18 protein-coding genes are annotated in these 26,258 nt (G+C 70.5%); 9 read left to right on the top strand and 9 right to left on the bottom strand.

Annotation, left to right across the window (positions count from 1 at the left end):
* Positions 1 to 103: 103 nt before the first annotated feature.
* From E5671_RS40965 to E5671_RS40955, 3 genes are all read right to left on the bottom strand, one after another.
* A complete protein-coding gene (locus tag E5671_RS40965) occupies positions 104 to 2,911 on the bottom strand; it encodes a beta-L-arabinofuranosidase domain-containing protein (protein WP_160509280.1) in 2,808 nt (935 codons plus the stop codon).
* 160 nt (positions 2,912 to 3,071) lie between these two features.
* Entirely contained in the window at positions 3,072 to 5,033 is a 1,962-nt protein-coding gene (locus tag E5671_RS40960; RefSeq protein ID WP_160509279.1) for a M13 family metallopeptidase, read from the bottom strand.
* A gap of 60 nt (positions 5,034 to 5,093) precedes the next feature.
* Positions 5,094 to 7,328, bottom strand: a complete 2,235-nt coding sequence (locus tag E5671_RS40955; protein WP_443032812.1) for an ATP-binding cassette domain-containing protein — start codon at positions 7,326 to 7,328, stop codon at positions 5,094 to 5,096.
* 247 nt (positions 7,329 to 7,575) lie between these two features.
* Between E5671_RS40955 and E5671_RS40950 the strand changes: the two genes are divergently transcribed.
* Positions 7,576 to 8,721 (top strand): S1 family peptidase, encoded by a 1,146-nt coding sequence (locus E5671_RS40950; RefSeq protein WP_160509277.1) that lies wholly within the window; start codon positions 7,576 to 7,578, stop codon positions 8,719 to 8,721.
* A gap of 211 nt (positions 8,722 to 8,932) precedes the next feature.
* Positions 8,933 to 9,943 carry a DUF3048 domain-containing protein gene (locus E5671_RS40945; RefSeq protein WP_160509276.1) on the top strand — a complete coding sequence of 337 codons (1,011 nt, stop codon included), beginning with the start codon at positions 8,933 to 8,935 and terminating at the stop codon, positions 9,941 to 9,943.
* A gap of 93 nt (positions 9,944 to 10,036) precedes the next feature.
* On the opposite strand, the gene E5671_RS40940 is transcribed toward E5671_RS40945, so the two are convergent.
* Positions 10,037 to 12,265 (bottom strand): MMPL family transporter, encoded by a 2,229-nt coding sequence (locus tag E5671_RS40940; protein WP_160509275.1) that lies wholly within the window; start codon positions 12,263 to 12,265, stop codon positions 10,037 to 10,039.
* Positions 12,266 to 12,633: 368 nt separating this feature from the next.
* Between E5671_RS40940 and E5671_RS40935 the strand changes: the two genes are divergently transcribed.
* The gene (locus tag E5671_RS40935; RefSeq protein WP_160509274.1) at positions 12,634 to 13,683 is read left to right on the top strand and encodes a hypothetical protein; all 1,050 of its coding nucleotides are present in this window, start codon (positions 12,634 to 12,636) and stop codon (positions 13,681 to 13,683) included.
* A 211-nt stretch (positions 13,684 to 13,894) separates the two neighbouring features.
* Positions 13,895 to 14,923: a tetratricopeptide repeat protein gene (locus E5671_RS40930; RefSeq protein WP_160509273.1), complete on the top strand. Its 1,029-nt coding sequence runs from the start codon at positions 13,895 to 13,897 to the stop codon at positions 14,921 to 14,923.
* An 18-nt stretch (positions 14,924 to 14,941) separates the two neighbouring features.
* On the opposite strand, the gene E5671_RS40925 is transcribed toward E5671_RS40930, so the two are convergent.
* From E5671_RS40925 to E5671_RS40915, 3 genes are all read right to left on the bottom strand, one after another.
* Positions 14,942 to 15,328 carry a PPOX class F420-dependent oxidoreductase gene (locus E5671_RS40925; RefSeq protein ID WP_160509272.1) on the bottom strand — a complete coding sequence of 129 codons (387 nt, stop codon included), beginning with the start codon at positions 15,326 to 15,328 and terminating at the stop codon, positions 14,942 to 14,944.
* A gap of 152 nt (positions 15,329 to 15,480) precedes the next feature.
* Entirely contained in the window at positions 15,481 to 15,981 is a 501-nt protein-coding gene (locus tag E5671_RS40920; protein WP_160509271.1) for a hypothetical protein, read from the bottom strand.
* A gap of 198 nt (positions 15,982 to 16,179) precedes the next feature.
* Positions 16,180 to 17,571, bottom strand: coding sequence for a helix-turn-helix domain-containing protein (locus E5671_RS40915; protein ID WP_160509270.1), 1,392 nt, complete (start codon positions 17,569 to 17,571; stop codon positions 16,180 to 16,182).
* Positions 17,572 to 17,800: 229 nt separating this feature from the next.
* On the opposite strand from E5671_RS40915, the gene E5671_RS40910 reads away from it, so the two are divergent.
* Together E5671_RS40910 and E5671_RS40905 are read left to right on the top strand one after the other, a co-directional pair.
* Positions 17,801 to 19,174, top strand: a complete 1,374-nt coding sequence (locus E5671_RS40910; RefSeq protein WP_160509269.1) for a M64 family metallopeptidase — start codon at positions 17,801 to 17,803, stop codon at positions 19,172 to 19,174.
* A 14-nt stretch (positions 19,175 to 19,188) separates the two neighbouring features.
* Positions 19,189 to 19,701, top strand: a complete 513-nt coding sequence (locus tag E5671_RS40905; protein WP_160509268.1) for a GNAT family N-acetyltransferase — start codon at positions 19,189 to 19,191, stop codon at positions 19,699 to 19,701.
* Here E5671_RS40905 and E5671_RS40900 read toward each other — a convergent pair.
* A complete protein-coding gene (locus E5671_RS40900) occupies positions 19,673 to 22,111 on the bottom strand; it encodes a hypothetical protein (protein ID WP_160509267.1) in 2,439 nt (812 codons plus the stop codon). The two genes, E5671_RS40905 and E5671_RS40900, sit on opposite strands and share 29 nt — an antisense overlap.
* 315 nt (positions 22,112 to 22,426) lie before the next feature.
* Here E5671_RS40900 and E5671_RS40895 point away from each other — a divergent pair, with 315 nt between their 5' ends.
* The 3 genes from E5671_RS40895 (at position 22,427) to E5671_RS40885 (ending at position 25,559) form a co-directional block, all read left to right on the top strand.
* Positions 22,427 to 23,704 (top strand): MFS transporter, encoded by a 1,278-nt coding sequence (locus E5671_RS40895; protein ID WP_160509266.1) that lies wholly within the window; start codon positions 22,427 to 22,429, stop codon positions 23,702 to 23,704.
* Positions 23,679 to 24,575, top strand: coding sequence for an aminoglycoside phosphotransferase family protein (locus tag E5671_RS40890; protein WP_160509265.1), 897 nt, complete (start codon positions 23,679 to 23,681; stop codon positions 24,573 to 24,575). Before E5671_RS40895 ends, E5671_RS40890 begins: the two co-directional genes overlap by 26 nt.
* 228 nt (positions 24,576 to 24,803) lie before the next feature.
* On the top strand, positions 24,804 to 25,559 hold the full coding sequence (locus tag E5671_RS40885) for an AraC family transcriptional regulator (RefSeq protein WP_160509264.1): 756 nt from the start codon (positions 24,804 to 24,806) through the stop codon (positions 25,557 to 25,559).
* A gap of 39 nt (positions 25,560 to 25,598) precedes the next feature.
* On the opposite strand, the gene E5671_RS40880 is transcribed toward E5671_RS40885, so the two are convergent.
* On the bottom strand, positions 25,599 to 26,231 hold the full coding sequence (locus E5671_RS40880; protein ID WP_160509263.1) for a TetR/AcrR family transcriptional regulator: 633 nt from the start codon (positions 26,229 to 26,231) through the stop codon (positions 25,599 to 25,601).
* Positions 26,232 to 26,258 lie beyond the last annotated feature (27 nt).

The following is a 26,258-nucleotide window of genomic DNA, read 5'->3' as shown; positions in this document are numbered from 1 at the left end:
TCACATCGCCGTACGCACCTCGCCGTCGGTCTCCGTCAGGGTCAACCGCCGGACCACGCCTTCTGTTCCGCTCCCCCGGGTCGAGCCGGCTCGCCGCCCTCGCCTACGGCACGTACGTCGCGCTCTTCGCCGTACTCACCACCTTCTTGCCGTCCGCCGCGCTCAGGCGTCCTCCCCCGACCCAAATGTCCACGACGGTCCGGACGTGATTGACGAGCGCGGTCTTGTTCCTGAAGGGGGCGGCCGACCAGATCTCGTCAAGGAGCGTCGTGCCGTCGGGCCGTGCCGGGTTGGCGACGCCCGAGTCGGTCGTGCCGAAGACCATCTTGGGTTCGACCCGCTGGAAATAGGCGTGGGTCGGGTCCTGAGTGCCTTCGTGGAAGGGTGCGAGGCGGACGCCGTCGAGCGTGTAGTGCAGCGGTTCACCGTCGACCGGCGTGAGGGTGGGCAGCAGGTCGCCGGAGAGTGCGGTGTTGCGGTGGAGGGCGAAGCGGAGGTAGGTCTTCGCACTGCCGCGGGCCACGAGATGGACCGGTCCGTAGAACAGGGCCTGGACGTCCGGCTTGTCGAGGGTCTTCTCCACCCGCAGCCGGAAGGGGATCGAGACCCGGACGGTGTCCCCGTCACGCCAAGTCCGCGACACGGAGAAGTAGGCCCCCGGAACCGGATCGCCCTTCGCCTTCCTGCCGTTGACGGTCACGGCGAACCCGCTCCCCGCCCAGGCGGGCACGCGCAGCCGCAGGTCGAAGGCGGCGGTGGAGCCCCGGACGGTGAGCGTGGTGCCCTGTTCCCTCGGGTAGTCGGTGGTCTGTGTGACCGTGACGCCCTTGTCCTTCCAGGTCAGAGTGGAGGGACTGTAGAGGTTCACGTACAGGGCGGAGTCGTCGGCCTTCCGGAAGTAGACGGAGTCCTGGTATTTGGTGGCGCTCTCCATGCCCGTGCCCTCGCAGCAGGTCGTGCCCGCCTTGGGCGTGTAGTCGCGCACATGGCCGGGCGTCAGGCCGATGAAGTAGGTGACGAGCGGCTTCTCCGCGTCGGCCTTGTCCTGCTTCGAACCGAGGACCTGGTTGTACAGGGCCCGTTCGTAGTAGTCCATGTACGCGGGGTCCTGCTCGTGGAGGAACAGCGACCGGCTCAGCTTGAGCAGGTTGTACGCGCAGCAGGTCTCGGCGGTGGTGTCGCCGAGCGTTCCGGCGATGACACCGGGCGCCTTCCAGAACTCGCCGGTACTGGTGCCGCCGATGCCGTACATGCGGGTCGGCACGACCATGCCCCAGAAGTTCTTCGCTGCGGTGAGGTAGCGCCGTGAGCCCGTCTCGTCGTACAGCCGGAGCAGTCCCGTGAAGATGGGGATGTGCTGGTTGGCGTGGAGCCCGTCGAGGGTGTCGTCGCCCGCGGCGCACGCGTCGATGAGCTTGTCGAGGTCGAAGAGGCGGGCCAGGGCCAGGTGTTCGGCCTTGCCGGTGATGGCGTACAGGTCGCAGATGGCCTCGACGATGCCGCCGAACTCTCCGCTGGAGAAGATGCCCCACATGCGCTGCAGGGTGGTACGCGGCAGTGCGGACAGGCGGGCGTACATCCAGTCGCACATGCCCGAGGCGAGGTCGAACGCCCGGCTGTCGTCCGTGTGGAGATAGGCGTCGAGGACACCGCGCAGGATCTTGTGCGCGGTGTAGTAGGGCGCCCACACCACGGTGTAGTCGCCTCGGGTCATCGACTCCAGGGTGATGAACTGCGTCTCCGGGTAGGCCGCGAGGAACCCGGGGTGGCTCGGCCCGCCCCAGGTGCGGCGCAGGGTGGCGTGCCGGCCGCGGCCGGACCGGTCGGCGAAGGAGGCGCCGCTTGTCTCGTCGAAGGCGTACGACGCCAAGTCCCCCGCTCCAGCGGGTGAGTCGGCGGCGGGCTCGTCCTGCAGTCCGGCGATCTCACCGGCGGTCAGCGCCCGCGACCAGACGTTGACCTCGTCGAACGCGCCGGCGAAGACGGGGTCGGCCGCGAAGTTGGAGCGGCCGAGCCAGTTGTTCTTCAGGGGGCCGAGTGCGGCGGGATCGAGGGTCATCGCGGTGTTCGCGGCGACCGCGGTGCCGTTGACGTAGAGCGTGCCGGTGGAGCCCGCGATCGTCACCGCCACGTGGTTCCACTCGTTCAGGGCCAGCGGCTCGGTGCCGTTGATGCCCTGCTCGCCGCCCGGCCCGTCGGAGGTGAGCGCGAAGCGCGGGACTCCGTCCGCGTTGCGGGCGGCCAGGTAGAGGTATCGGCTCGTGTCGTGGCCGCAGTCGAGGATCCGGGTCCAGTCGGCGTCGTGGGCGGGCTTCACCCAGGCCGAGAGGGTCAGGTCCGTGGCGTCGCCGAGGACTCCGGACGGGAGATCGACGTACTGGTGGGAACCGCGGACGTTCTCCGCCGCCGTGCCGAACCTGCCGGAGACGCTGAGGACGTTCGGGTCGTGGCGGAGCGCTTCCCGGACCTCCGTCAGCGCCCCGATCATCGAGCGGATCCTGTCGGCGTACGCCTTCTCGCCCGTACTGCCGTAGGCCTGGGACAGCATGGTGAGGAAGTGGCCGGTGTAGTGGCCGCGGAGATTCCCGTTCGCCTCGCCGTCGAGCCCTTCCCAGCCGCCGGGGGCCACCGCGCCGCGCGTGGAGAGCCCCGCGTTGGCGCGGAACACCTGAAGGAGCCGGTCCACGTCGTAGCCCCGGCCGTGGTCGAGCATCAGGGCGCGCTTGGCGGCGAAGAGTCCCTTGCCCAGGGCCACGTCCTTGAGCGCGAACGGCCGCGCACTCGCAGGAACCACGGATCGCGGAGCCGCGCCCGCCCTGCTTGCGGCGAGCGACGGGATCACCGGTATCGCCGCCGCGAGAACCGCGGCACGGAGGACTGCTCGTCTGGCGGGCGTGGGGGCGGGGGCCATGGGTGCCTCATCCCTGATCGGTTCGTTCGAAATCTCGGACGCAGTTCGGGTAACCGACCAAAAACTAGGAGTGTGGCAAGGGCACGTCAATGCTTCTGTCAGGATCCACGATCGACGTGGGGGCGGTGGCCGCGGCAACAGCGCCGCGGCCACCGGGAGTTCACCAGATCCTGACGCGCTCCGCCTGGTCCAGCCAGAGGCCGTCACCGTCCGCCGTCCCGAACGCCTCGTGGAACTCGTCGAGGTTACGGACGATGTTGGCCCGGAACTCCGGCGGCGAGTGCGGGTCGATGGTGAGGTACTGCTGCTCCTGCTCCTTGCGGCGCTTGGTGCGCCAGCAGTAGGCCCAGTTCATGAACAGCCGCTGCGAGCCGGTCATGCCGTCGCTCGTGGGCACGGGGTCGCCATTGAGCGCGATCTTGTACGCCGTGTGCCCGATGGTCAGGCCGCCCAGGTCGCCGATGTTCTCGCCCACCGTCAGCGAGCCGTTGACGAACTCGCCGGGGAGGTTCCGGGGCGAGAACGCGTCGTACTGCTTGACCAGCGCCTTCGACTTCGCCTCGAACGCGGTCTTGTCGGCCGCCGTCCACCAGTCGTTGAGGTTGCCCGCGCCGTCGTACTGCGCGCCCTGGTCGTCGAAGCCGTGGCCGATCTCGTGGCCGATGACCGAGCCGATGCCGCCGTAGTTCTCGGCGGGGTCGGCGTCGGGAGAGAAGAACGGCTTCTGCAGGATGCCCGCCGGGAAGCAGATCTCGTTGGTGCCCGGGTTGTAGTACGCGTTGACCGTCTGCGGCAGCATGAACCACTCGTCGCGGTCGACCGGGGCGCCGATCTTGGCGAGCTGCCGGTCGGACTCGAAGGCGGCCGCCGCGTGCGCGTTGCCGAGCAGGTCGTCGCTGGAGACCTCCAGGGCCGAGTAGTCCCGGAAGGTGTCGGGGTAGCCGATCTTGGGGCGGAACGTGGCGAGCTTCTCGTAGGCGCGCTCCTTCGTCTCGTCCGTCATCCAGTCAAGACGGGCGATCGACTGGCGGTAGGCCTCCAGGAGGTTGGCGACGAGGTCGTCCATCATCGCCTTGGAGCTCGGCGGGAAGTGCCGCGCCACGTACTCCTTGCCGACGGCCTCACCGATGGAGCCCTCGACGAAGGCGACCGCCCGCTTCCACCGGGCGCGCAGCTCCGGGGTGCCGTTGAGGGTGCGGCCGTAGAACTCGAAGTTGTTCCGGACGAACGCGTCCGTGAGGTACGGCGCGCAGGAGCGAAGGACGCGGACCAGCGTCCAGTCCCGCCACTGCTCGATCGGCACCTCGGCGAGGACCGCGGACAGGTGGCTGAGGTAGGACGGCTGGCGGACGCACGTCTCGGCGATGGTGGCCTCCGAGCCGCCGAGCCCCTCGGCGTAGCCGCGCCAGTCGAACTCCGGTGCCAGGGCGGTCAGTTCGTCCAGGGTGGTGAGGTTGTAGGTCTTCTGTACGTCACGCGTCTCGGCCCGCTCCCAGTGTCCTGCGGCGAGACGGGTCTCCAGGGCGAGGACCGCCTGCGCGGCCTCGGCGGGCGAGGCGTGCTGCCCGAGCGTGAGCAGCTCGGTGAGGTGGGCGACGTACTTCTCGCGGATCTCGGCGAACTTCTCTTCGCGGTAGTACGACTCGTCGGGCAGGCCGAGCCCGCCCTGGAGGATGTTGAAGAGGTAGCGGTCGGAGTCGCGGTCGTCCGAGTCGATGTAGGAACCGAAGAGACCGGAGCCGCCGGTCCGCTCGAAGCGGCCGAGGAACGCCGCGAGCTCCCGGGTGTCCCGCAACCCCGCGACCTCGTCGATCAGGGGCTGCGCCGGAGCGAGCCCGCGGGCGGCGATCGCCTCCTCGTCCATGAAGGAGGCGTACAGCGTGGCGATCTTGCGCGCGTCATCCGGGACGGCGCCGGCCGAGGCGGCCGACGCGAGGTCCTGGATGATCACCTGCACTTGTTCCTCGGCCGTGTCGACCAACTGCACAAAGGGGCCCCAGCTTGAGCGATCCTCGGGGATCGGCTCGTCCTCCAGCCAGTGACCGTTGACGTGGCCGAACAGGTCGTCCTGCGGCCGGATCTCAGGGTTCATGCCCGCGCGGGCGTCATCCAGCATGCTCATTCACGCACCCTACGCGGACACCGGGCCCGAGCACGATCGGCTTGTGCCGCCGACCTGGCCTCAGCCCGCGACGTACTCCCGCAGATGCCGCGCCGTCACGGTGTCACCCTCGGCCACCAGGTCCGCGGGCGTGCCGGTGAACACCACTTGACCACCGTCGTGGCCACCGCCGGGGCCGAGGTCGATGATCCAGTCCGCGTGCGCCATCACCGCCTGGTGGTGCTCGATGACGACCACGGAGTTGCCGTCGTCGACGAGCCGGTCGAGCAGCGCGAGCAGCTTGTCCACGTCGGCCAGGTGCAGTCCGGTCGTCGGCTCGTCCAGGACGTACGTCGATGACTTCTCGGCCATGTGGATGGCGAGCTTGAGGCGCTGGCGCTCGCCGCCGGAGAGGGTGTTGAGCGGCTGGCCGAGCCGCAGATAGCCGAGCCCGACATCGCTGAGGCGGCCGAGGATGGTGTGCGCCTGGCCCGAGGGGAAGAAGTCGTGCGCCTCGGCGATGGACATGCCGAGGACCTCGCTGATGTTCTTGCCGCGCAGCCGGTAGGTGAGGACCTCGGCCGTGAACCGCTCCCCCTCGCACTTCTCGCAGACGGACGCGACCCCGGCCATCATCGCCAGGTCGGTGTAGATGAGCCCGATGCCGTTGCACTTCGGGCAGGCACCCTCCGAGTTCGCGCTGAACAGTGCCGCCTTGACGCCGTTGGCCTTGGCGAACGCGGTGCGGATCGGGCCGAGCAGTCCGGTGTAGGTCGCCGGGTTCGAGCGCCGCGAGCCGCGTATCGGCGACTGGTCGGCCACCACCACGCCCTCCCGCCCGGAGAGATAGCCGTGGATCAGCGAGCTCTTGCCGGAGCCTGCGACTCCGGTGACCACGGCGAGCACGCCGAGCGGGATGTCGACCTCGACGTCCTTGAGGTTGTGCAGATCGGCGCCCTTGATGGACAGCTGCCCCTTGGGCACCCGCACCTGCTCGCGCAGCTGAGCGCGGTGCTCCAGGTGCCGCCCGGTCAGCGTGCCGGAGGCGCGGAGTCCGGCCACGTCGCCGGTGAAGCAGATCTCGCCGCCCGCCGAACCGGCCCCGGGTCCGAGGTCCACCACGTGGTCGGCGATCGCGATCACCTCGGGCTTGTGCTCCACCACGAGCACGGTGTTGCCCTTGTCGCGCAGCCGGATCAGGAGGTCGTTCATGCGCCGGATGTCGTGCGGGTGCAGGCCGATGGTCGGCTCGTCGAAGACGTACGTCACGTCGGTGATGCTGGAGCCGAGGTGGCGGACCATCTTCACGCGCTGGGCCTCGCCGCCGGAGAGCGAGCCCGATGTGCGGTCCAGGCTCAGATAGCCGAGCCCGATCTCGACCAGCGATTCGAGCAGCTCGCGCAGGCTCGTGATCAGCGGCGCGACCGCGGGGTCGTCGAGGCCGCGTACGAACGCGGCCAGATCGCTGATCTGCATCGACGAGCAGTCGGCGATGTTCAGGCCGTCGATCCTCGACGACAGCGCGTCCGCGGCGAGACGCGTGCCGTCGCAGAGCGGGCAGCGGGCGAACACCACGGCCCGGTCCACGAAGGCCTTGATGTGGGACTGGAGGGAATCGCGGTCCTTGGCGAGCCACGTCCGCTGCATCTTGGCCACCAGGCCTTCGTACGTGAAGCCGTTCGAGCCGACCTTCACCTTGACCGGGGCCTTGTGCAGGAGGTCGGCCCACTCCTGCTCGGTGAAGTCCCTGAGCTTCTTGTCGGGGTCGTAGAAACCGGAGTTGACCATGATCTGCCAGCTCCAGGAGTCCACCGCGTAGTACGGGACGGTGATCGCGCCCTCGTTCAGCGAGAGCTCGCGGTCCACGAGCTGGTCCACGTCGACGGTGGAGGCCTCGCCGGTGCCCTCGCACTCGGGACACATGCCTTCGGGCAGGTTGAAGCTGAAGGCGCCCGATGTGCCGATGTGCGGGACGCCGAGGCGGCTGAAAATGATCCTGAGCATGGTGTACGCGTCAGTGGCCGTGCCCACCGTGGAACGCGAGTTGGCGCCCATCCGCTCCTGGTCGACGACGATCGCCGCGCTGAGATTGCGCAGGCTGTCCACGTCGGGCCGGCCCAGGCTCGGCATGAACGACTGGACGAACGCGGTGTAGGTCTCGTTGATCAGGCGCTGCGACTCGGCGGCGATGGTGCCGAAGACGAGCGAGGACTTTCCGGAGCCCGAGACTCCGGTGAAGACGGTGAGGCGCCGCTTGGGGATGTCGAGCGAAACGTCCCGCAAGTTGTTCTCGCGGGCGCCTCGCACCTGAATCACGTGGTGGCTGTCGGCGGGGATGACCGTCACTGATGCTCCTTGGCCTGAACCGGGCGGAAGGAAAAGCGTACACCGTACCCAGTCTTCGTCGCGCAGGAATTTCCGGCTCCAATGGCCGCTCGGGAACGCTCAGTTGGTATGGACATGACCGCCAGACCACTCTTATGCTCCGCCTGAACTCATCGTGAGAGCGCTCTCATCACCCTGTTCCTCCCCACCCCGATGGAACGACAGAAAGGGCACAGCCATGAGACGCAGAACCGGAGTCCGCATCGCCTTCTCCTCCTTACTCCTGGTCGGCACGTGGGCGAGCGCCTCGCTCACTTCCACCGCCGGAGCCGCCCCCGCACCCTCCGCTCCCCCGGCCTCCGCGGGCATGCTCACTGCCCTGCAGGACGACCTCGGACTCACCGCGAGCCAGGCGCGCGCCCGTCTCGCCGCCGAGAAGACCGCGATCCGCGTCGACCGCGCGGCGCAGCGGGCGGCCGGATCCACGTACGCCGGATCCTGGTACGACGCGGACACCGCGAAGCTGACCGTCGCCACCACGAGCGCGGGCAGGACCGCCGCCCTGCGCGCGACCGGCGCGACCGTCCGCGTGGTCCGCCACAGCGCGAAGGAACTGGACGCCGCCAAGGAGCGCATCGACTCCCTGTCCGCGCCCAAGGGCGTCAGCAGCTGGCACGTGGCGCCGCGCGGCAACACCATCGTGGTGAACGTCGTCGCCGCTCAGAAGGACGACAACGATGTCCGACGCTTCGTCGACCGCGCCCGGAAGGCGGGCCCCGTCAAGGTCGAGACCGTCGGCAAGGCACCGAGCACCTTCGCCGCGGGCACCGTGGGCGGCGACCCCTACTACACCGGCAACGTCCGCTGTTCCATCGGCTTCTCGGTGCACGGCGGCTTCGTCACGGCGGGCCACTGCGGGCGGGCCGGAGCCGGGGTGCGCGGCTGGGACGGCTCGAACATCGGCAGCTTCCAGGGCTCCTCGTTCCCCGGTGACGACTACGCGTACGTCAGCGTGGGCAACGGCTGGTGGACCGTCCCCGTGGTGCTCGGCTGGGGCACCGTCCCCGACCAGCTCGTCCGCGGTTCGGCCGAGGCGCCCGTGGGAGCGTCGGTCTGCCGCTCCGGCTCCACCACGCACTGGCACTGCGGCACCGTGCTCGCCAAGAACGAGACCGTCAACTACAGCCAGGGCGCCGTCCACCAGATGACCAAGACGAGCGTCTGCGCGGAACCGGGCGACTCCGGCGGCTCGTTCATCAGCGGCGACCAGGCCCAGGGCGTCACCTCCGGCGGCTGGGGCAACTGCAGCGGCGGCGGCCAGACCTGGCACCAGCCGGTCAACGAGATCCTCGGGCGCTACGGCCTGACCCTGCACACCGCCTGACGGCTACTAGGGCCTGACCCATCGGACAGGCCCTAAGGAGCGCGCCGGGCCCGCGGGAGGGTCCGGCGTGTACGCCGCTGCGGTGAGTCCTGACGCCTGTATGGCCCTAACCGGGTTCACCGCCCGCGCGGCGGAGGAAGGACTGCGGCTGCCACTGCCAGGAACGAACTGGTCCCCCAACCGCGCGTTCGGGGACGAACGGAGAACCGCGATGACAGCTAGGGCCTCTCGTGTGGATCAGGCCGGATCAGGGAGCCGGGCCCGCCGCCGTACCCGCGTCGGCACACGCCTTCTCGCCACCGTCGCCGTGGGCGCGCTCACCATGGGTGCCGCCCACGAGAGCGCACCGGCGGACACCGGGGCCCCGCCCCTGGAACGGTCGCCCTTCACCGGGAAGAAGGCGGATCAGGGGCCGGTCCTCGCGGTGAAGCTCGACAACGCCCGCATGGCCCGGCCGCACACCGGTCTCGCGCAGGCGGACATCGTCTACGTGGAGAAGGTCGAGGGCGGCATGAGCCGGCTGATGGGTGTGTATTCGAGCCGTCTGCCGGAGGCTGTCGGCCCGGTGCGCAGCGCGCGGGAGTCCGACGTCGAGCTGCTGCGGCAGTTCGGCCGCCCGGCCCTGGCCTACTCGGGGGTGCGCAGCTCGCTCAACAAGATGCTCAACCGGTCCCCGCTGTACGTCCGCTCGCCCGGCCGCCTCCCGGGCGCCTACTTCCGCGACGGCAGCCGCCCCGCCCCGCACAATCTCTTCGTCCGCCCCCAGTCCGTGCTGCGCTCGGCCCCGAAGGCCGACCAGGCCGCCGACATCGGCTTCCGCTTCGGCCCGGCCCCGGCCGGCGGCAGCCCCGCCACGGCGCGGACCGTCCGCTACTCCTCGGCCAGCCACACCTTCAGCTGGTCGCCCGGGGAGCGCCGCTGGCTCGCGTCCTTCGACGGGGCCCCGGCCCGCAGCACCTCAGGGGCGCGGCTCGGGGCGAGGACGATCGTGATCCAGCACGTGGACATGCCCCCGTCGCGCTACAAGGACGTCAACGGCGCGGCGACTCCGTACATCAAGACGGTCGGCAGCGGCAGGGCGACCGTCCTGCGGGACGGCAAGGCGTACGAGACCCGCTGGAAGCGGTCGAGCCCCGAGGGCGGCACGACCTTCACCCTCTCCAACGGACAGCGGATGCCCTTCGCCCGCGGTCAGGTCTGGATGGTCTTCGCGGACCGCTGACCCTGGCGGCCGGTCGCCCAGGACAGGCGTCAGCCCGGTGACCGTGATCGGTCACCGGGCTGACGGGCGTACTCCTCACGGAGCGTCAGGTGCTCAGCCGCGTACGGACTCCAGCTCCCGGTCCTGGTCGTCCTCGCGTGCCGCGGGGTAGTCGCCGAGCTGCTTGTGCAGCTTCTCGCCCTCCACGTCGACGTTCGGCAGCGCGCGGTCGAGCCACTTCGGCAGCCACCAGGCCTTGTCGCCCAGGAGGGCGAGCACGGCCGGGACGATCGCCATGCGGACGACGAAGGCGTCGAAGAGGACGGCGATGGCCAGACCGAAGCCCATCATCTTGATCATGTCGTCGTTCTCCATGATGAAGCCGGAGAAGACGCTGATCATGATGACCGCCGCGGCCGCGACGACCCGTCCGCCGTGCGTGAAGCCGGTGACGACGGCCTCGCCGGCGCGCGCCCCGTGGACGTACGCCTCACGCATGCGCGTCACGAGGAAGACCTCGTAGTCCATCGCCAGGCCGAAGACCACGCCGATCATGAAGATCGGCATCATGCTCATGATCGGGCCAGGTTGGTCCACGCCGACGATGTCGGCGAACCAGCCCCACTGGAAGACCGCGACGACGGCGCCGAGCGCGGCGGCCACCGACAGGAGGAAGCCGAGTGCCGCCTTGAGCGGTACGAGGACCGAGCGGAAGACCAGCATCAGGAGCAGGAAGGCCAGGCCGACGACGAGTCCCAGGTAGGGCAGGAGCGCGTCGTCCAGGGTCTGCGAGAAGTCGATGGTCATGGCGGTGGCGCCGGTGACCAGGACCTCGGAGCCCGTCTTGTCCCCGAGACCGTCGACCGTCGAGCGGATCTCCTTGACGACGCCCTCGGTCTTGTGGTCACTCGGGCCGGTCGTCGGTACGACGTTGAAGATCGCGGTGTCGTCGGACTTGTTGCCGTTCGCCGGCGTGACGGCGGCGACGCCGTCGATCTTGGCGATCTCCTTGCCGACGGTGCCGGCCGCGGCGGCCGCACCCTTGTCCTTGTCGGTGTCGACGGTGACCATCAGCGGGCCGTTGAAGCCGGCGCCGAAGGACTCGGACAGCATGTCGTACGCCTTGCGCTGCGTGGTGTCCGGCGCCGACGTGCCCTCGTCGGGCAGGCCGAGCTCCAGGCTGGCCATCGGGACGGCGGCGGTACCGAGGCCGACCACGGCGAGCAGCAGCACCGGAAGCGGGCGGCGCAGCACGAAGCGCGCCCAGCGGGTGCCCAGCTTCGGCTTGGCGTTCGGGTCCTGCAGCTCGGACGGCGCCTTCTTGCGGTCCTTGCGGCGCAGCACCTTCTTGCCCGCGAAGCCGAGCAGCGCGGGGATCATGGTGAGCGCGATGAGGACGGCTATCGCGACCGTGCCGGCCGCGGCCAGGCCCATCTTCGTGAGGATCGGGATGTTGACGATCGCCAGGCCGGACAGCGCGACGATGACGGTGAGTCCGGCGAACACCACGGCGGAACCGGCGGTGCCGGTGGCGCGGCCCGCGGCCTCCTCCGGTTCACGGCCGTCGGCGATCTCAGCCCGGTAGCGGGAGACGATGAAGAGTGCGTAGTCGATGCCGACGGCGAGGCCGATCATCATCGCGAGCGTCGAGGTCGTGGCGGAGAGGTCGAGGAGGCTACCGAGGGCCGCGATGCCCGAGACGCCGATGCCCACGCCGATGATGGCGGTGAGGAGCGGCATGCCCGCGGCGATCATCGAGCCGAAGGTGATGATCAGGACGACCGCGGAGACCGCGATGCCGATGAGTTCGGCGGTGCCGCCCATCTCCTGCTCGGCCATCACGGCGTCGCCGCCGGTCTCGACGGTGAAGCCTGTCTTGCGGCTGTCGTCGGTGGCCTTGGTCAGCGCGTCACGCGCCTTGTCGGTGAGCTCCTGGGCGTTGACCTTGTACGTGACGGACGCGTACGCGGTGGTGCCGTCCTTGCTGACGGCGTTGGCCTTGAAGGGGTCGGCGACCTCGGCGACCTGCGGGCCTTCGCCCAGGGTCTTGACCAGCTTCTCGACGTCGCCCTTGGGACCGGACTCGGTCAGCTTCTCGCCCTCGGGGGCGCGGATGACGACGCGGGCCGTGGCGCCCTCGGCGCTGGCCGCCGGGAACTTCTCGTCGAGGAGGTCGAAGGCCTTCTGGGACTCCGTGCCCGGCATGGAGAAGGAGTCTTCGGGCGGTGCGGGTGCCGCGGACGCGGAGAAGCCGACGCCGGCGAGCAGCACCACCCACATCAGTGCCACATAGCGGCGTCGCCGGAAGGCGAGGCGGCCCAGTTTGTAGAGGAACGTAGCCACGGCGAAGGGGGCTCCCGTCGGTGTCGGCAGGCGGAGTGAGACCTCCCGCGGCACGATCAGCGCACGTCAGGGCGGTCAGCAGGTTCCCTTCAATAGTCCAGGCACGCTCCGGCCCGGAAGTCAGACTCAGAGTCGGACTCTGCGCCCACGGGCGCTGTAGTGCCGTGCACGCCGGGTCATCCTCGGGGAGGAGAGGTGATCAAGATGTGTAGGACCCACACCGCGCGCCCGATCACCGGAGGCTTCGCCTCCGCGCCTGGGGAGACCTGTTCACCCCAGAACAACTCGCCCTCATAACACCTCAATAGGAGAGATAAGGTGTCGAGTCAGCTCTCAGATACTTGTCATCACCATCCAGGAGAACCTTCGTGACTCTTGCCATCGCGCCGTCTGAAGCCGCCCCGTCGCCGGAGGTGCCCGAGCCGGTGGCCCGGGACGCCCGCGAGTTCGGTGCCTACGCACGGACCGGCGGCTGGGCCTTCGCCCTCAAGGTGGCGCGCAGTGTGCGCCCCGGCGGACAGGGCTCCGACGAGACGCCGAAGGTCTCCGCGAAGGAGTTCAGCGATCTTGCCGGCTGCTCGGCCGAGCGCGTCATGCGCTACTACAAAGCGTGGGACAAGGCCGCTGACGATGGCCTCGTACCCCACTTCGAGGCGCTCACGCCCGGCGAGGACATCGAACTTCCCGACTCCGACGTCTGGTTGACGTACTACACCTCCCGGTCCAGCGCCCTCTCGTCGCGCGGCACCGCGATCACGGAGGCCGCGGAGGCCGAGGGCATCCGCCCCACCAAGGCCCTGGAGGTGGCCGAGAACCCCACAGCGCTGCGGGCCGCGATCCTCGCCGACCCCGGGACCGCCGAGGCGGCGCGGCGCGCGCTGATGGACCGGCTCGACGATGACCCGGCGCTGCGCACCGAGCTTGTGCGCGACATCGTGCGGGCCGACGACCTCAAGAAGGCTGTCGCGGCCGAGGCGAAGGCGGGCGACCGCGTCGACTACGTACGCCAGATCGTCGACAAGGGGCAGGTCAAGACGCCGGCGGGGCAGCTGATCGACGCGCCCGCCGAGCTGAAGGAGGAGGCCGAGCGGCATCTGTCCCTCATCGACGAGCTCGACGAGGGCGAGGACTCCGGCGAGTGGGCCCGCGAGGCGTACGACACCGTGAAGGACCTGGTCGCCCAGACCGTCCAGAGCGACCCGCAGCTGCGGGTGCAGGAGCGCCGCGCGAAGTTCTACAGCAGCCTGCAGAAGGCGACGAAGGTCTTCGAGGAGCTGACCTTCGACGATGCCGAGGCCGAGGACATCTACGAGGACGACATGCTGCGGCGCCTCGAAGAGCTGCAGCAGTCGATCGCCGCGTGCATCACGGCGCTCCAGGCGGCGACCGCGACCGCTCCCGCGGCGGACGGCAGCTGACCGGCATCTGACCGGCACCTGACGCCGCAGTTCCTTGCGGCGGCCCCTCCCTCCCCGTACATCCCGATGATGACCATGGCCCCGCGCGTAGCCCTGGAGTCGTACGGAATGACCCATACGCGGAGGGATTCGCCGCACCCCGCCCCGCTCGTAGCTTCTTGATCAACGTACGGAGACCGGCGTACGGAGTTGATCGAGAGGTCATGGATCTATGCACGGCAAGGCATTCGCGCCCGAATACCAGGGCGAGTTGGGCGCGGCACTCGGGGTGAACTCCTCCTACGAGGAGGTGCTGGCGGAGGCGGACCGCGCCCTCTCCCGGGCGGACACCGCACTGGAGAGGGCGCGCGCCGCACTCGCGCTTGCCGAGGCCAACCGGCGGCTCGGCCAGGTGGACGACGCGGGTTCCGCCTGGCGCCAGAGCTACCGCAGCGCACGCGTCGCGGGGGACGGCGGCGCCATGGCCTGGGCGCTGTGGAGCGGCGGCACGCTGGCCCGCCAGTGCGGCCAACTGCGGCTCGCCCGGCGCCTGTTGGCCTGGGGAGTCGAGCTGGCTGCCGACAGCGGCGAGCGGCTCGCGCACGGCTACGCACTCGCCGGACTCGCCGAGACGGGACGCATCCAGGGGGACTACGCGGCGGTGGCCGCCCTCCACGAGCAGCTCCTGGAACAGGGCCGGGCGCACGGGGAGGCGCGGCACATGGTGTGGGCGATGTCCGGCATAGCCCAGATGCGGCGGAACACCGGCGACTACGCCGAGGCGCTGGAGCTGTTCGAGGAGTGCGTCAGGATCTCGGCCGAGGCGCAGGACGCGCGGGGGCGCGCCTGGTCGCTGCGCGGGGTCGCCGACGTCCTCTCGCTGCGGGGCGATGCGGAGAAGGCGCTCGCGCTGCTCTCGGAGGCGGAGGTCATCTGCCGGGCCATGGATCTGGCGAGCGCGCTCGCGTACAACCACAAGATGCGCGGCAATGTCCTGTACCGGGACGGGAGTTACGCCGCGGCCCGCGAGATGTATGCCATCGCCCTGGAGGAGTTCGACGCCATGCGGGAGCCGCGCGGCGCGGCCCTGTCCCGCCTCGGCCTTGCCAAGTCGCGCGCCTGGCTCGGCCGCGACCGGAGCGAGACGCTGGCCGAACTCGCCGAGCTCGAAGCCGACTTCGCACGCATGGGGCTGCGGCAGGCGCGGGAGGCTGCGATCGGCTTCCGTAACGAGATGGCCGGGGAGCTGAGCAGGACGTGACGCGGGGGCTGCGGGGTGTCACTCCGTCGGTGTGATGCGGATGCCTACCGTCCCGCTCGTGCCGCGCCGGAGCTTGCTGCCGAGCAGGGTGAGACGGCCGATCAGGCCGTACTTGCGCCTGAGGAGGGTGCGGTAGCGCGCGGTGGTCTCCGGGTCGCAGATCTCGGCGGTGGCGGGAATCGACTCACCCGTGGGGTTGCCCCGCAGGTCGCAGGGGCCGATCAGGACGTCGGCTCGGTTGCGGATCCGCTTGACCTTCCAGGAGTCCGCGACCGTCCAGATACCGAGCGCGTCGCCGTCCTCGACGACCCAGACGGGGCTCGGCACCGGGGTGCCGTTCTTGCGGTAACTGGTGACCAGCAGGTACTTCCCGCCACCGAGCCCCGCCCGCGCTACGTCGTCCACTTGACCGCTCCAGACCCTCTTGTCATTTCGCACGCACACCGCCGAGGGTTCGGATGCTACTCGCGATCACGTTCGCTCGGTGCGGGTGAGTCGCGGGCAGGCCTGCGGGGCCCGAACGGATCCGGACCCCGCAGGCATGGGCTGTCCGATGATCAGGCGCCCCACGTGCCCTGGTTGACGGCGCAGTTCCAGCCGTTGCCGTGCACCTTGAACTTCACCTTGTACGACCTGGTGTTCAGCAGGCGCGTCTTGACCCTGACGCCGAGGCTGGCCTTGCCCTTCAGGCTCTTGTCGTAGACGGAGACGGTCTTCGAGGTCTTGTGCGTGACCTTGCCGCCCTTCGCCTTCGCCGTGCCGAAGCGGACGTTCTTGACGTTGCTGACCGTGAAGGTGACCTTCTTGAACGTCTTGGTGCTCTTGTTCTTGAGGCCGAAGTACAGGCCGTCGCCCTTTACCCATCCGCCCGGGCCGATGTAGAACCGGGACGTGTAGACGATGTCGATCGGGCAGCCGGCGCTCTGCGCCGCGGCGGCCGACGCCTTCGGCGTCTTCGGTGCGTCCGCCGCGGACGCGGATCCGGCGAAGCCGAGCTGAGCGGCCGTGAGTGCCCCTGCCGTGGCCAGGACTGCGGCGGTCGTGCGTGCGTGGTTCATCAGGCTGGTGCCTTTCCCCCTGCGGCCCTCGCGGGCCCAACTGTCAAAATGATGCGATGGATGCGCACAAGACGGTCTGCGTCCCTGTGCCGCCCGTATTTTTAGCAGGCATACGGACATAAGTGGACGTCAGGTTGTCCACGCGCACAGCACCGTGACGAAAGCCGGACATTCGCTCGGCGATCTGCCCACGGCCCCTCACATCGGCGGTGGCGCGGGCGCCGGTCCCAGCGTCGTCGTGCCCGGCGTGGTCCGGTGGGCGAGGCCGGTGCGGTAGGCGTCCAGGGCCGCCTCCGTCCGTCCCGTGCGCCGGAGCAGATCGCCGAGGAGGCAGCACAGGCCGGCCATGTCCCCGGCCGCGCCCGCGCGTTCGAGCAGCGGCAGGGCGGCGCGGTAGTGCTCCTCGGCGCCCTCCGTGTCACCGCACTCCTCCGCGATGAGGCCGAGCAGCCGGTGTGCGGCGCCCCTGTGCACCGCGCCGCGTCCCGCTCGCAGGGCCGGGGTCTCCGTCGTCTCCGGGCCTGCGGCAAGCAGCGGCCTCAGCAGCGCCTCGGCCTCCCGGATCCTGCCGCGCCGGCGCAGCACGTCCGCGAGCTCCACTTCGACCTGCTGGGCGTAGAGCGCGGCCCGCTTGGTGGTGAGCATGTCGTGCGCGGTGCGCAGTTCGGTCTCGGCGCGTTCCAGGACGCCGTCCTGGGCGTGGACGTAGCCGCGCATCCAGTGGCAGTGGGCGAGTTCGGTGCGGATGTGCAGCTGCTGGTAGAGGTCCTGGGCTCTGGCCAGCGACGCGTCGGCTTCGGCGATGCGGCCCTGGGCGATGAGCGTACGGGCCACCCCGCGGTGCATCCCGGCGAGCAGGGCGGGGTCGTCCACGCGCGGCGCGAGCGCGAGGGCCAGTTCGGCGGCGTGCGCGGCGCGCTCGTGTGCGCCCATGTCCATGTACGGGGCGATGGACGCCGAGTAGAGGAGGAGCAGGGCGTCGGGGTCGTGCAGGCCCGAAGCGTTGAGCTGGTCGAGAGCGGTCTCCAGCAGATGGCAGGCGTAGCGGAGTTCGCCCGTGAGGCGGTGGGCGTTGGCTCGGCCTCGGATGGCGGGGACGCGGCGCGGCAGCGGCTCGTCGGCGAGCAGCCGCTCCACCGAGGCGAAGCACTCGTGCGCGCCGTCGAGGTCACCGGATTCGAGGAGGCAGTCGCCCAGACCGAGGAGTGCGGTGGCCCGCTCCCCCGGCAGGCCGTGCTCGACGGCTTCGGCGCACAACGCGCGGAAGAGGGAGGCGGCGTCCTCGGGAGACCCGGCGGCCAGGGCGCGCCGCGCGTCGGTGAGGCGCAGGCGCAGCTCGGCGGCGAGGCGGGCCGGGCGCCCCGTCGCGAGTTCCTCGGGAGTGACGCCGAGACGCTGGGCCAGGTGCCGAAGGGCGGCCTCGGAGGGCCTCACCTTGCCCGACTCCAGTGTGGAGACGTAGGCGGGCGTGTACGCGGGTTCGGCCAACTGCCGCTGGGTGAGGCCTAGTTCCGTGCGCAGTCGCAGGACGCGACGCCCGATCGCCACGGGCTCGTCCAGTCGGCCGCCCGCAGTTCCGCTCTCCGTCATCTCTCCCTCTCCGGGTCTGAGCTACGTCCATCAAGGCCTGGGCCACGCGCACTTGGGCATGTGGGGCGCGAACTCACGATTCCCACCGTCACCTTGCGCCTCGGGCATTGCCTGGATTCCCCGCAGCCCCTACATTGAACCGCGCCTTAAGCTCCCTTAACCCCCCACTTATATCGCGGACTTGCCGACCCCGCGTCCGGGTCCGCGCCGACTCATCGGGAGATCCTCCATGCGTAGACACGCTTCCCGTATATCCCGCATATCCCGCAAGCGGCTCGCCATCGCCACCGGAGTCGCCCTGGCAGCGGCGCTCGCCGCCTCCGCGCCGGTCGCCGCGGACCAGGGCCAGGACGGCAGCGCGCGGGCAGCCGCCCACGGCACCGACACCGGCACCGGCACCGGCACCAACACCAATGGCGACCGCGTCGAGGTCGAGTACTTCACCCGTCCCGACAGCCGCCCCCGCCACACCGACATCCCGAGCTCCACCCCGCTCACCAGGAAGGAACGGGCCACGATCCAGGACGACGGCGACGTCCTGCCGATCGTGGAGGCCGGAGCGAGCGACACCAAGGTCGACGTCGTCTTCATCGGCGACGGCTACACCGCGGCCCAGCAGGCGGACTTCCACGCCGACGTGCGGAGCAAGTGGAAGCAGATGGCCGCCGTCGAGCCGTACGCCGAGTACGAGGACCTGTTCAACGTCTGGGCCGTCGACGCGCACTCGCGGGACTCCGGCGTCTCGGGCGACCCGACGAGCGACGTCCGCAAGAACACCGCCCTGGACTCGGCGTTCTTCTGCGACGGCATCGAGCGGCTGCTGTGCGTCGACACCAACAAGGTCGAGGCGTACGCGAGCAAGGCCGCCGACCCCGATCTCGTCATCGTGCTCAGCAACTCCACCAAGTACGGCGGCGCCGGCTACAACGCCATCACCTCGCCCTCGGGGTACGACGGCATAGGCACCGCCTCCTCCGACCACCCCGACTCGGACCAGGTCGCCGTCCACGAGACCGGCCACTCCTTCGGCAAGCTCGCCGACGAGTACTGGTACGACGAGAGCACCTACACCGGCCCCGAGCCGGGCGAGTCCAACCTCTCCAAACTCAGCGCCGCCGAGATGGCCGCGCAGAAGGTGAAGTGGCATCGCTGGCTCGGCCAGGCATCACCCGACGGCGGCACCGTCGGCGCGTACGAGGGCGGCGGCTACCACGGGCACGGTCTCAACCGCCCCACCGAGGACTCGATCATGCGCACCCTGGGCCGCGAGTTCAACCTGCCCGGACGCGAGGCGATGATCGCGGGCTTCCACCAGCACGCACCCGTCCTCTCCTCCACCACCCCCACCGACCGGAAGGTGCGCGGCACCGGGCGGATCCGCGTCGAGGCGTCTTCCCACGCCCGACTGCGCTGGTACGTCGACGGCCGCGAGGCGCGGAAGGCCCGGGGCGCGGACAGCGTGACCGCCAAGGCGCTCGGGGTGCCCGCCGACGGACGCGCGCACACCGTCACGGCACGCGCCACCGACCCGACCAAGGCGGTCCGCGCCCCTGAACTGCGCAAGCTGATGACCGGCTCGCTCAGCTGGCGGGTCATCCGCTGACGGATACTTCGGCCATGACTACGCATGCCGAACAGTCGCGGGAGGCCGCGGCGCCTGCCCCGGGGTGGGCGCTGCGGGCCGCGGAGCCCACCGACGTCGAGGCCATCGCCGAGCTGCGCGCGAGGGTGATGCGCCCGGATCTGGAGCGGCTCGGCCGGTTCGACGAGCATCGGGTGCGCCAGAGACTGCGGGACTCCTTCTCTCCACTGCACACCTCGGTCATCGTCGCCGACGGCGTGTTCGCGGGCTGCGTGACCCTGCGACCCGCTGAGGACGGCCAGTGGCTCGAACACTTCTACCTGGACCCCGCACTCCAGGGCCGGGGCCTGGGATCGGCCGTACTCCGCGGGCTGCTCGACCGGGCCGACGCCGACGGCGATCTCGTCCGCCTGAACGTCCTGCGGGGCAGTGCGGCCCAGCGGCTCTACGAGCGCCACGGTTTCGGCGTCGAGGAGGAAGACCCGATCGACGTCTACATGGTGCGGCGGCCGGGGCGGCTCAAAAGCGGTGCGGGTAGCGGGACTTGAGCTGGACCCATGACACCGACGGCGGGACGGCGGCGGTGGTGCCTGTGCCACCGGCGCCGGTCGCCAGCCGTGCGGTGAAGGCGAGGCGATGGTCGACGCGGCGTTCCACCGCCCGGCCCGCGGTGATCGTGAACTCCACGCTCTCGCGGCCCATGGGCGGTACGTCGACGGTGCGCGAACCCGTGCTCCTCGCCGACCACCCCTCTGCCGGGTGCGCCGTGACGGTGACCGTCCGGGGTGTGTCGTTGAAGTTGTGGACGTCGAGACTCATGCGGGTTCGTGCGCCGAGCCGGTAGCCCAGGGGCGGCTCGGCGTCGCCGTTGTCCTTGCCCGGCGCCGCGTTGCGCACGTGATAGCGCTGGCTGAGGACGATGTGCTCGGCCGGGGACAAGCGGGCACGGCCCCGCGGGCGCGGCGCGGGACGTTCACGAGGTGTGCCACCGCCGGTGGTCACGACGTACACGGGATCGCGTGAGACGTCCACGCCGACCGTGCCCGCGGCTGACGGGGTGACCGTCGCGACGCGCTTGCCCATGATGTCGAACACCGCGGCCCGGCCGCCGGACAGCGGCAGCTCGATACGTGAGCGAAGCGGCGCCCACAGGACCGTGGCCGTCTCCTGGTCGCGCCCGGTGTCGAAGGCGTGGCCGACGACCGGGGAGGGCAGCCCCACCACGGGTCCCGCGAAGTGTGCCTCACCGAGGAGCGAGGTCAGCGCGGCGAAGGCGCTGTAGGCGGGCCAGGGCTGGAAGTCACGGCTGAGCAGCCCGAAGTAGACGCCGTCGTCGTGCACGGGCGGTCCGCCGAACCAGAACTGGCGATCGTTCCCCGCGGCGAGCCCCTCCACCATGGAACGCACCAAGTACCGTGCCTGAACGGCCTGTTGGGCCGGGTCGAGATCGGTCTGCGGAGCCGCGTCGAGGAACACTCCGCATTCGGTCATCCACAGGGGGATGTCCGCCCCGTACCGGCGGCTGAGCTCGTGCTGCTCGTCCGCCGCGCCGGGGAACTCGGGCTCGTCCTGGTCGGCGGGGTCCGGATAGCCGTGGAACGCCCACACGTCGGCGTACCGCACGACGTCGTTCTCCAGCATCAGCCTCTGGAAGTGCCCCGCTTCGGCGACGCCCGGCAGCACGATGAGCGGCGGCCGGTCCGCGCCCGCGATGCCGAGCGCGGCGGCCTTCACGTACGCGGCGTGTGCGTCGCCCGTGCCGCGGGTGACGTCGACGTCCGGTTCGTTCGACAGCTGGAGCGCGTGCGGGGTGGCGGCGGTGTCGCGTCCGGCGGCGAGGTGGCGGGCGTAGTGGTAGGCGACGCGCAGGTCGGCCGGGAGGGGCAGCGAGGCGTCGGACATGGCCCACTCGGGGGCGGGTGAGATGACCTCGACGGCCGAAAGGCCTTGGCGGCGCAGGGCCTTGGTGACGCGGTCGTAGTGCGCGGTGTCGTAGGCGCCGGGTGCGGGTTCGGCGGCGGGCCAGGAGTTGCCGTCCCGTACGCAGCCCACGCCCATGTCCTTCATCGCGGCGGCGAAGGCGTCGAGACGCGAGGGCGGGACCAGGGAGGAGACGAACGCGTTGACGCCGAAGCGGTTGGCCGGCCCGTGGGCTGCGGGGCGCTCCTCCGGAAGGCATGCGAAGTGGCGGGTGAGGGGCGGGCGCGTGGCGTTCGAGGCGGGCGAGGCGTTCGAGGCGGTCAGGGCCGCTTCGACACGGTAGTTGCCGGGCGGCAGTCGGGGCAGGCCGACGGTCGTCTGCGACTCTCCCTCCGCGATGGTCGCGGCACCGAAGGCGGCTCGTTTCCCGAAGTAGTCCGTGACGGTATAGCGCACACGCTGCGGCCGGGTCGCGTGGCCGCTCAGCCGCAAGGTCAGGCAGGCGTCTTCACCAGGGCGGTACGTGCCGAGACCGGTCCGCGGATCGCCGACGAACGCGTCGCGCAGGGTGGGGTGTTCGGCCGGGGTCAGCGTGAAGTGGTCCAGGCGGAGGACATAGACCGTGGCGTCGTCCACCACGGTCGGTTCGGCCACGGAGAACGTCAGCGAGTTCTCGCCATGCCGCAGCTCCACGTCGCCGAGGCGCAGGGTGGAGAGGCCGCCCCAGGCGGGCTTCGACTCGTACCAGTAGGGCTGCGAGCGAGCGATCTCCGTCACCGGCCCATCATTCACGGCCAGTTGGATGTACGAGGCGACCGCCTCGGTGTGCGGCACCTCGACCGGCGCGGTGGCCACCGCGGTCAGCTCGTGGACCCCGGCGCTCGGCGCGTCCACGGTGTACGTCGCGAACCAGGCGCCCTCCGGTGGCTGGTGCGCGGCGAACAGGCCCAAGTACTTCCCCTCGGAGGCTCGGCGGTCGGCAACGACCGGAATGTTCGTGTGCGTGGCGTCCTCGCCCCGCACGGTGATCGCTTGCATGCCCATGGCTCCAGGACACACGGTCGGACTGCCCGGGGCATCGTGCGTGAGGGGCACGTGACCCCGAGGCCGAGTAAGGGTGGGCGTCGCCCTACAGGCGGAGTGCACCATGACGCCGGGCGCGGAATTGGCCCACGCTCATGATGCATAAATGGTCCATGGTCCGGACCACTTGGCTGGCTAGCCTCTTCCCATCAGCGGTTCTCACCAGTGGTTCTCACCAGCTGCTCTCACCAGCTGCTCTCACCAGCTGTTCACACCAGCTGCTAACACCAGCGAACGAACGGCCCAACGGCCGCCTACCAAGGGAGCGTTGTGCCGATTCAGGTCCTGCCACCCGCCGGAGCCCCGCGCGTGCTCGCCGCCGCCCAGCTGAGCAACTCGCTCGGCGACGGCGCCTACTACGTGACCTCGGCCCTGTACTTCACCCGCGTCGTCGGCCTCTCCCCCACGCAGATCGGCCTCGCGCTCACGGTCGCGTGGGCCATCGGTTCCGTGACGGGTGTTCCGCTGGGCGCGCTCGCCGACCGGAGGGGGCCGCGCGGCACAGCGGTGCTGCTCGCCCTGGCCACCGCCGCGTCGGTCGCCTCCTTCCTCTTCATCCGCTCCTTCGTTCCGTTCCTCATCGCGGCCTGCCTGTACGCCGTCGCCCAGTGCGGTCTCGCCGCCGCGCGTCAGGCGCTGCTCGCGGGTCTCGTGACGGCAGCGGCACGTACGGGCCTCCTGGCCCGCCTCCAGTCGACGCTCAACGCCGGTCTCGCCGTCGGTGCGGCCCTCGGCGGCCTCGCCCTGCACCACGGCACGCGCGGGGCGTACCTCGCGGTCTTCGGGCTGGACGCGGTCAGCTTCCTGTTCTGCGCGCTGGTGCTGCTGCGGCTGCCCGAGGTACCGCGGTCCGTGGCGCGCGGGAAGGGTGAGCCCCGCCTGTCCGTGCTCCGCGACCGGCCGTACGCCGTCATCACCGCCCTCAACGCGGTCCTGCTGCTGCGGATGCCGCTCCTGAGCCTCGCGATTCCGCTGTGGGTGGTGGACCGGACGGACGCGCCGAGCTGGCTCGTGTCGGCGCTCTTCGTCCTCAACACCCTTGTGGTGATGGCCTTCCAGGTCCGCGTGGCCCGTGACGTCCGGGGACCGCGCTCGGCCACGCGTGCGGTGCGGCATTCCGGTCTCGTCATGCTCGCTTCGTGCGCGGTCTTCGCCTTCTCCGCCACGGGGCTTCCCGTGTGGGCGACGGTGGCAGTCCTGGTGGCGGGAGCGGTGCTCCAGGTCATCGCGGAGATGCAGCAGTCCGCCGGCTCCTGGCAGATCAGTTTCGACCTGGCACCCGCGCACCAAGTGGGCCAGTACCAGGGCTTCTTCGGCACCGGAGTCCCCGCCGCCCGTACCCTCGGCCCGCTCCTGCTCACCTCGCTCCTCGTGGTGTGGGGCATACCGGGCTGGCTCCTCCTCGGCGGGATCCTTCTCGGGGCGAGCCTCGCGATGGGCCCGGCGGTGCGGTGGGCGCAGGGGGCTCAGGCGTATATTCATCGGCCGACCACCAGCACCCCGAGGGATGGGCTCTCCGTACATGGGCGACGTCGTGGAGATCGATGAGGCACTGGTCCGTTCGCTGCTCCATGAGCAGCATCCGGACCTCTCCGATCTCGAACTCCACGGGGCGGTCAGCGGCTGGGACAACCAACTGTGGCGTCTGGGCGATGAGTTGGCGGTACGGCTGCCGTGCACGGAACGCGCCCCGGACCTGCTCCGCAAAGAGCATCACTGGCTCCCCGCCCTGGCCCCACGCCTGCCTCTCCCGGTGCCGACTCCCCTGCGGATCAGCGAACCGTCCGTACGCTTCCCGAAGCCCTGGACCATCGCGGCCTGGGTCCCCGGAGAACCGGCCGACCGCGCCGCCATCAGCCGCGGCGACCACGCGGCCGACGCTCTGGCGGAGTTCCTGGGGGCGCTCCATGTGGAGGCGCCGTCCGACGCCCCGGTCAATCCGACGCGTGGCCTTCCCCTCAGCAATTACGCGCAGGGATTCACCGAAGGTTTCGAGGTCATGGCCTCCTTCAGCCACGTTCCCGCCGCCGTACGGGACATCTGGGAGGACGCCCTCTCGGCTCCCGGTCCGGCGGGACCGCCGGTCTGGCTGCACGGTGACCTGCATCCCGCGAACGTCGTCGTCTCCGGCGGGACCCTGTCCGGCGTGCTCGACTTCGGTGAACTCTGCGCCGGCGACCCCGCGACCGACCTATCGGCCGCGTGGCTGCTCCTCCCCGCGGGCGCGGCGGCACGGTTCTTCGACGCCTACGCCCGCGCGGACGAGGCGACCGTACGGCGGGCCCGTGGCTGGGCCGTGCTGCGCGCCATCGGCCTCATCCACATCGGCCGGGCCGGGGAGCGGGGACTCCCCGGCGGGAAACGCACCTGGGGAACCGCGGGCCGGGCAACGCTGGATCGCGTCATGGCAGACATCTGACACCTCGACCACGCGCCCGCGCCTCGCCCCGCTGCCGCCCGACGTTCCGGGGTACTGGCCGACCTCACGTACCCACCGCGAGAGCAGTTCGTAGAACTGGCTCGAATTCCTGGCGCTCCGGCCCTAGTTGCCGACCGCATCAGCGTGGTCGCGGGGCGCCCCCCGTGGCGTCCGAGCTCGGCGCTCAGCCAGGCCCCGGCCTTCCCGCCTCCGGTAAAGTGCCCGCTTGTGTCGAAAATCCGCCACGCTCCCCACGCGACCACCGGCCTCCTCCCCCTTCGTGCGGGCGCGGAGGTCGACGCGCATCGGCATGACGAGCACCAGATCGTGTACGCGGGCCGCGGCGTCCTGTCGGTCACCACCGACGCGGGCAGCTGGGTCGCGCCCGCGACGCGGGCGCTCTGGATCCCGGCGGGAACCGTCCACGAGCATCGCGCGTACGGCGACACGGATCTGCACCTGGTGGGCCTGCCGGTGGCGGACAATCCGCTGCGCCTCGACCGGCCCGCCGTCCTCGAAGTCGCCCCGCTGCTACGCGAGTTGATCATCGCCTACACCCGGCAGCCCGAGCCGCCCGTCGGCCGTACCGCCGAGCGCCGCCGCCTGCGGTCCGTCCTGCTCGACCAGCTACGCCACTCGACCCAGCAGCCCGTCCACGTACCGGCGGCCCGCGATCCCCGTCTGGTCGCGGTGTGCGCCGTCCTCCGCGGCGACCCGGCCGACCCCCGGACCCTGGCCCAGCTCGGCGCCGCGACCGGCGTCAGCGACCGCACCCTGACCAGGCTCTGCCGGGCCGAACTCGGCATGAGCTTCCCGCAGTGGCGCACCCAGCTGCGCCTGCACCACGCGCTGTGCCTGCTGGCCGACGACACCCCGGTCACCGTGGTCGCGCACCGCTGCGGCTGGGCGTCGAGCAGCGCCTTCATCGACGTCTTCCGCCGCGCCTTCGGCCACACGCCCGGCGCTCGGCGGGCGCACAGCTGACCACCGCCGGAAGAACAACTCGCGCCGCCCCGAAGGGCGCTACGCGGCCCGGTACGCCCGGAGGAAGGTCCGCACTCCCTCGACGAGGAGTGGCCGGACACGGGCGTCCTCGGCGGCGTTGGCGGAACCGAACCTGTTGAGCGCGACGTTGAAGGTCAGCGCGATGAACTGGTCGGCCGCGAGCCGGGCGTCGGGGACGTCGAGCAGCCCGGCTTCGGCGAAGGCGGCGAACCGCTCGGCGAGCGCCTCGTCGGGGGTGTCGGCCATGGCGTTCTCGCCCCCGCCCGGCAGGTGCCCGGATCGCGCCCGGACCAGGCGTTGCAGCGTCGCGTACTCCGCCGAGCCGAGCATGTCGGTCGCGATGCGCATCGAGAACGTGACCAGGACGTCTTCGAGGTCGGCGGCTTCGGTGGGGTCGGTGAGGGTGTCGTCGAGGATGCGCCGGATCGTGGTGATCAGTGACTGGCCGACGGTATCGACGGCTGCCTGCAGCAGCGTCTGCTTGTCGCCGAAGTAGTCGTAGACCGTCCGCTTGGACACCTCGGCTCGGCCGGCGATCGCGTCGACGCTCGTCCGGTCGAAGCCGTCGGCGAGGAACAGTTCCCGGGCCGCGGAGAGGATGGCGGCCCGCTTTCGCGTGGACCCCTCGCGCAGTGTCTTCGTGGTTGGCATGGCCGTATCTTAGCCTGACTTTACTAC

Source organism: Streptomyces sp. BA2 (assembly GCF_009769735.1).
In the GTDB taxonomy this organism is placed as follows: Bacteria; Actinomycetota; Actinomycetes; order Streptomycetales; family Streptomycetaceae; genus Streptomyces.
This window is presented reverse-complemented; position numbering and strand designations above follow the sequence as displayed.

What these genes read in the sequence shown, in the direction of transcription:
- E5671_RS40890 (WP_160509265.1), top strand. Translation starts at nt 23,679, where the DNA reads ATGGGCGACGTCGTGGAGATCGATGAGGCACTGGTCCGTTCGCTGCTC.
- E5671_RS40945 (WP_160509276.1), top strand. Translation starts at nt 8,933, where the DNA reads ATGACAGCTAGGGCCTCTCGTGTGGATCAGGCCGGATCAGGGAGCCGG.
- E5671_RS40905 (WP_160509268.1), top strand. Translation starts at nt 19,189, where the DNA reads ATGACTACGCATGCCGAACAGTCGCGGGAGGCCGCGGCGCCTGCCCCG.
- E5671_RS40880 (WP_160509263.1), bottom strand. Translation starts at nt 26,231, where the DNA reads ATGCCAACCACGAAGACACTGCGCGAGGGGTCCACGCGAAAGCGGGCC.
- E5671_RS40930 (WP_160509273.1), top strand. Translation starts at nt 13,895, where the DNA reads ATGCACGGCAAGGCATTCGCGCCCGAATACCAGGGCGAGTTGGGCGCG.
- E5671_RS40910 (WP_160509269.1), top strand. Translation starts at nt 17,801, where the DNA reads ATGCGTAGACACGCTTCCCGTATATCCCGCATATCCCGCAAGCGGCTC.
- E5671_RS40965 (WP_160509280.1), bottom strand. Translation starts at nt 2,911, where the DNA reads ATGGCCCCCGCCCCCACGCCCGCCAGACGAGCAGTCCTCCGTGCCGCG.
- E5671_RS40960 (WP_160509279.1), bottom strand. Translation starts at nt 5,033, where the DNA reads ATGAGCATGCTGGATGACGCCCGCGCGGGCATGAACCCTGAGATCCGG.
- E5671_RS40920 (WP_160509271.1), bottom strand. Translation starts at nt 15,981, where the DNA reads ATGAACCACGCACGCACGACCGCCGCAGTCCTGGCCACGGCAGGGGCA.
- E5671_RS40900 (WP_160509267.1), bottom strand. Translation starts at nt 22,111, where the DNA reads ATGCAAGCGATCACCGTGCGGGGCGAGGACGCCACGCACACGAACATT.
- E5671_RS40915 (WP_160509270.1), bottom strand. Translation starts at nt 17,571, where the DNA reads ATGACGGAGAGCGGAACTGCGGGCGGCCGACTGGACGAGCCCGTGGCG.
- E5671_RS40950 (WP_160509277.1), top strand. Translation starts at nt 7,576, where the DNA reads ATGAGACGCAGAACCGGAGTCCGCATCGCCTTCTCCTCCTTACTCCTG.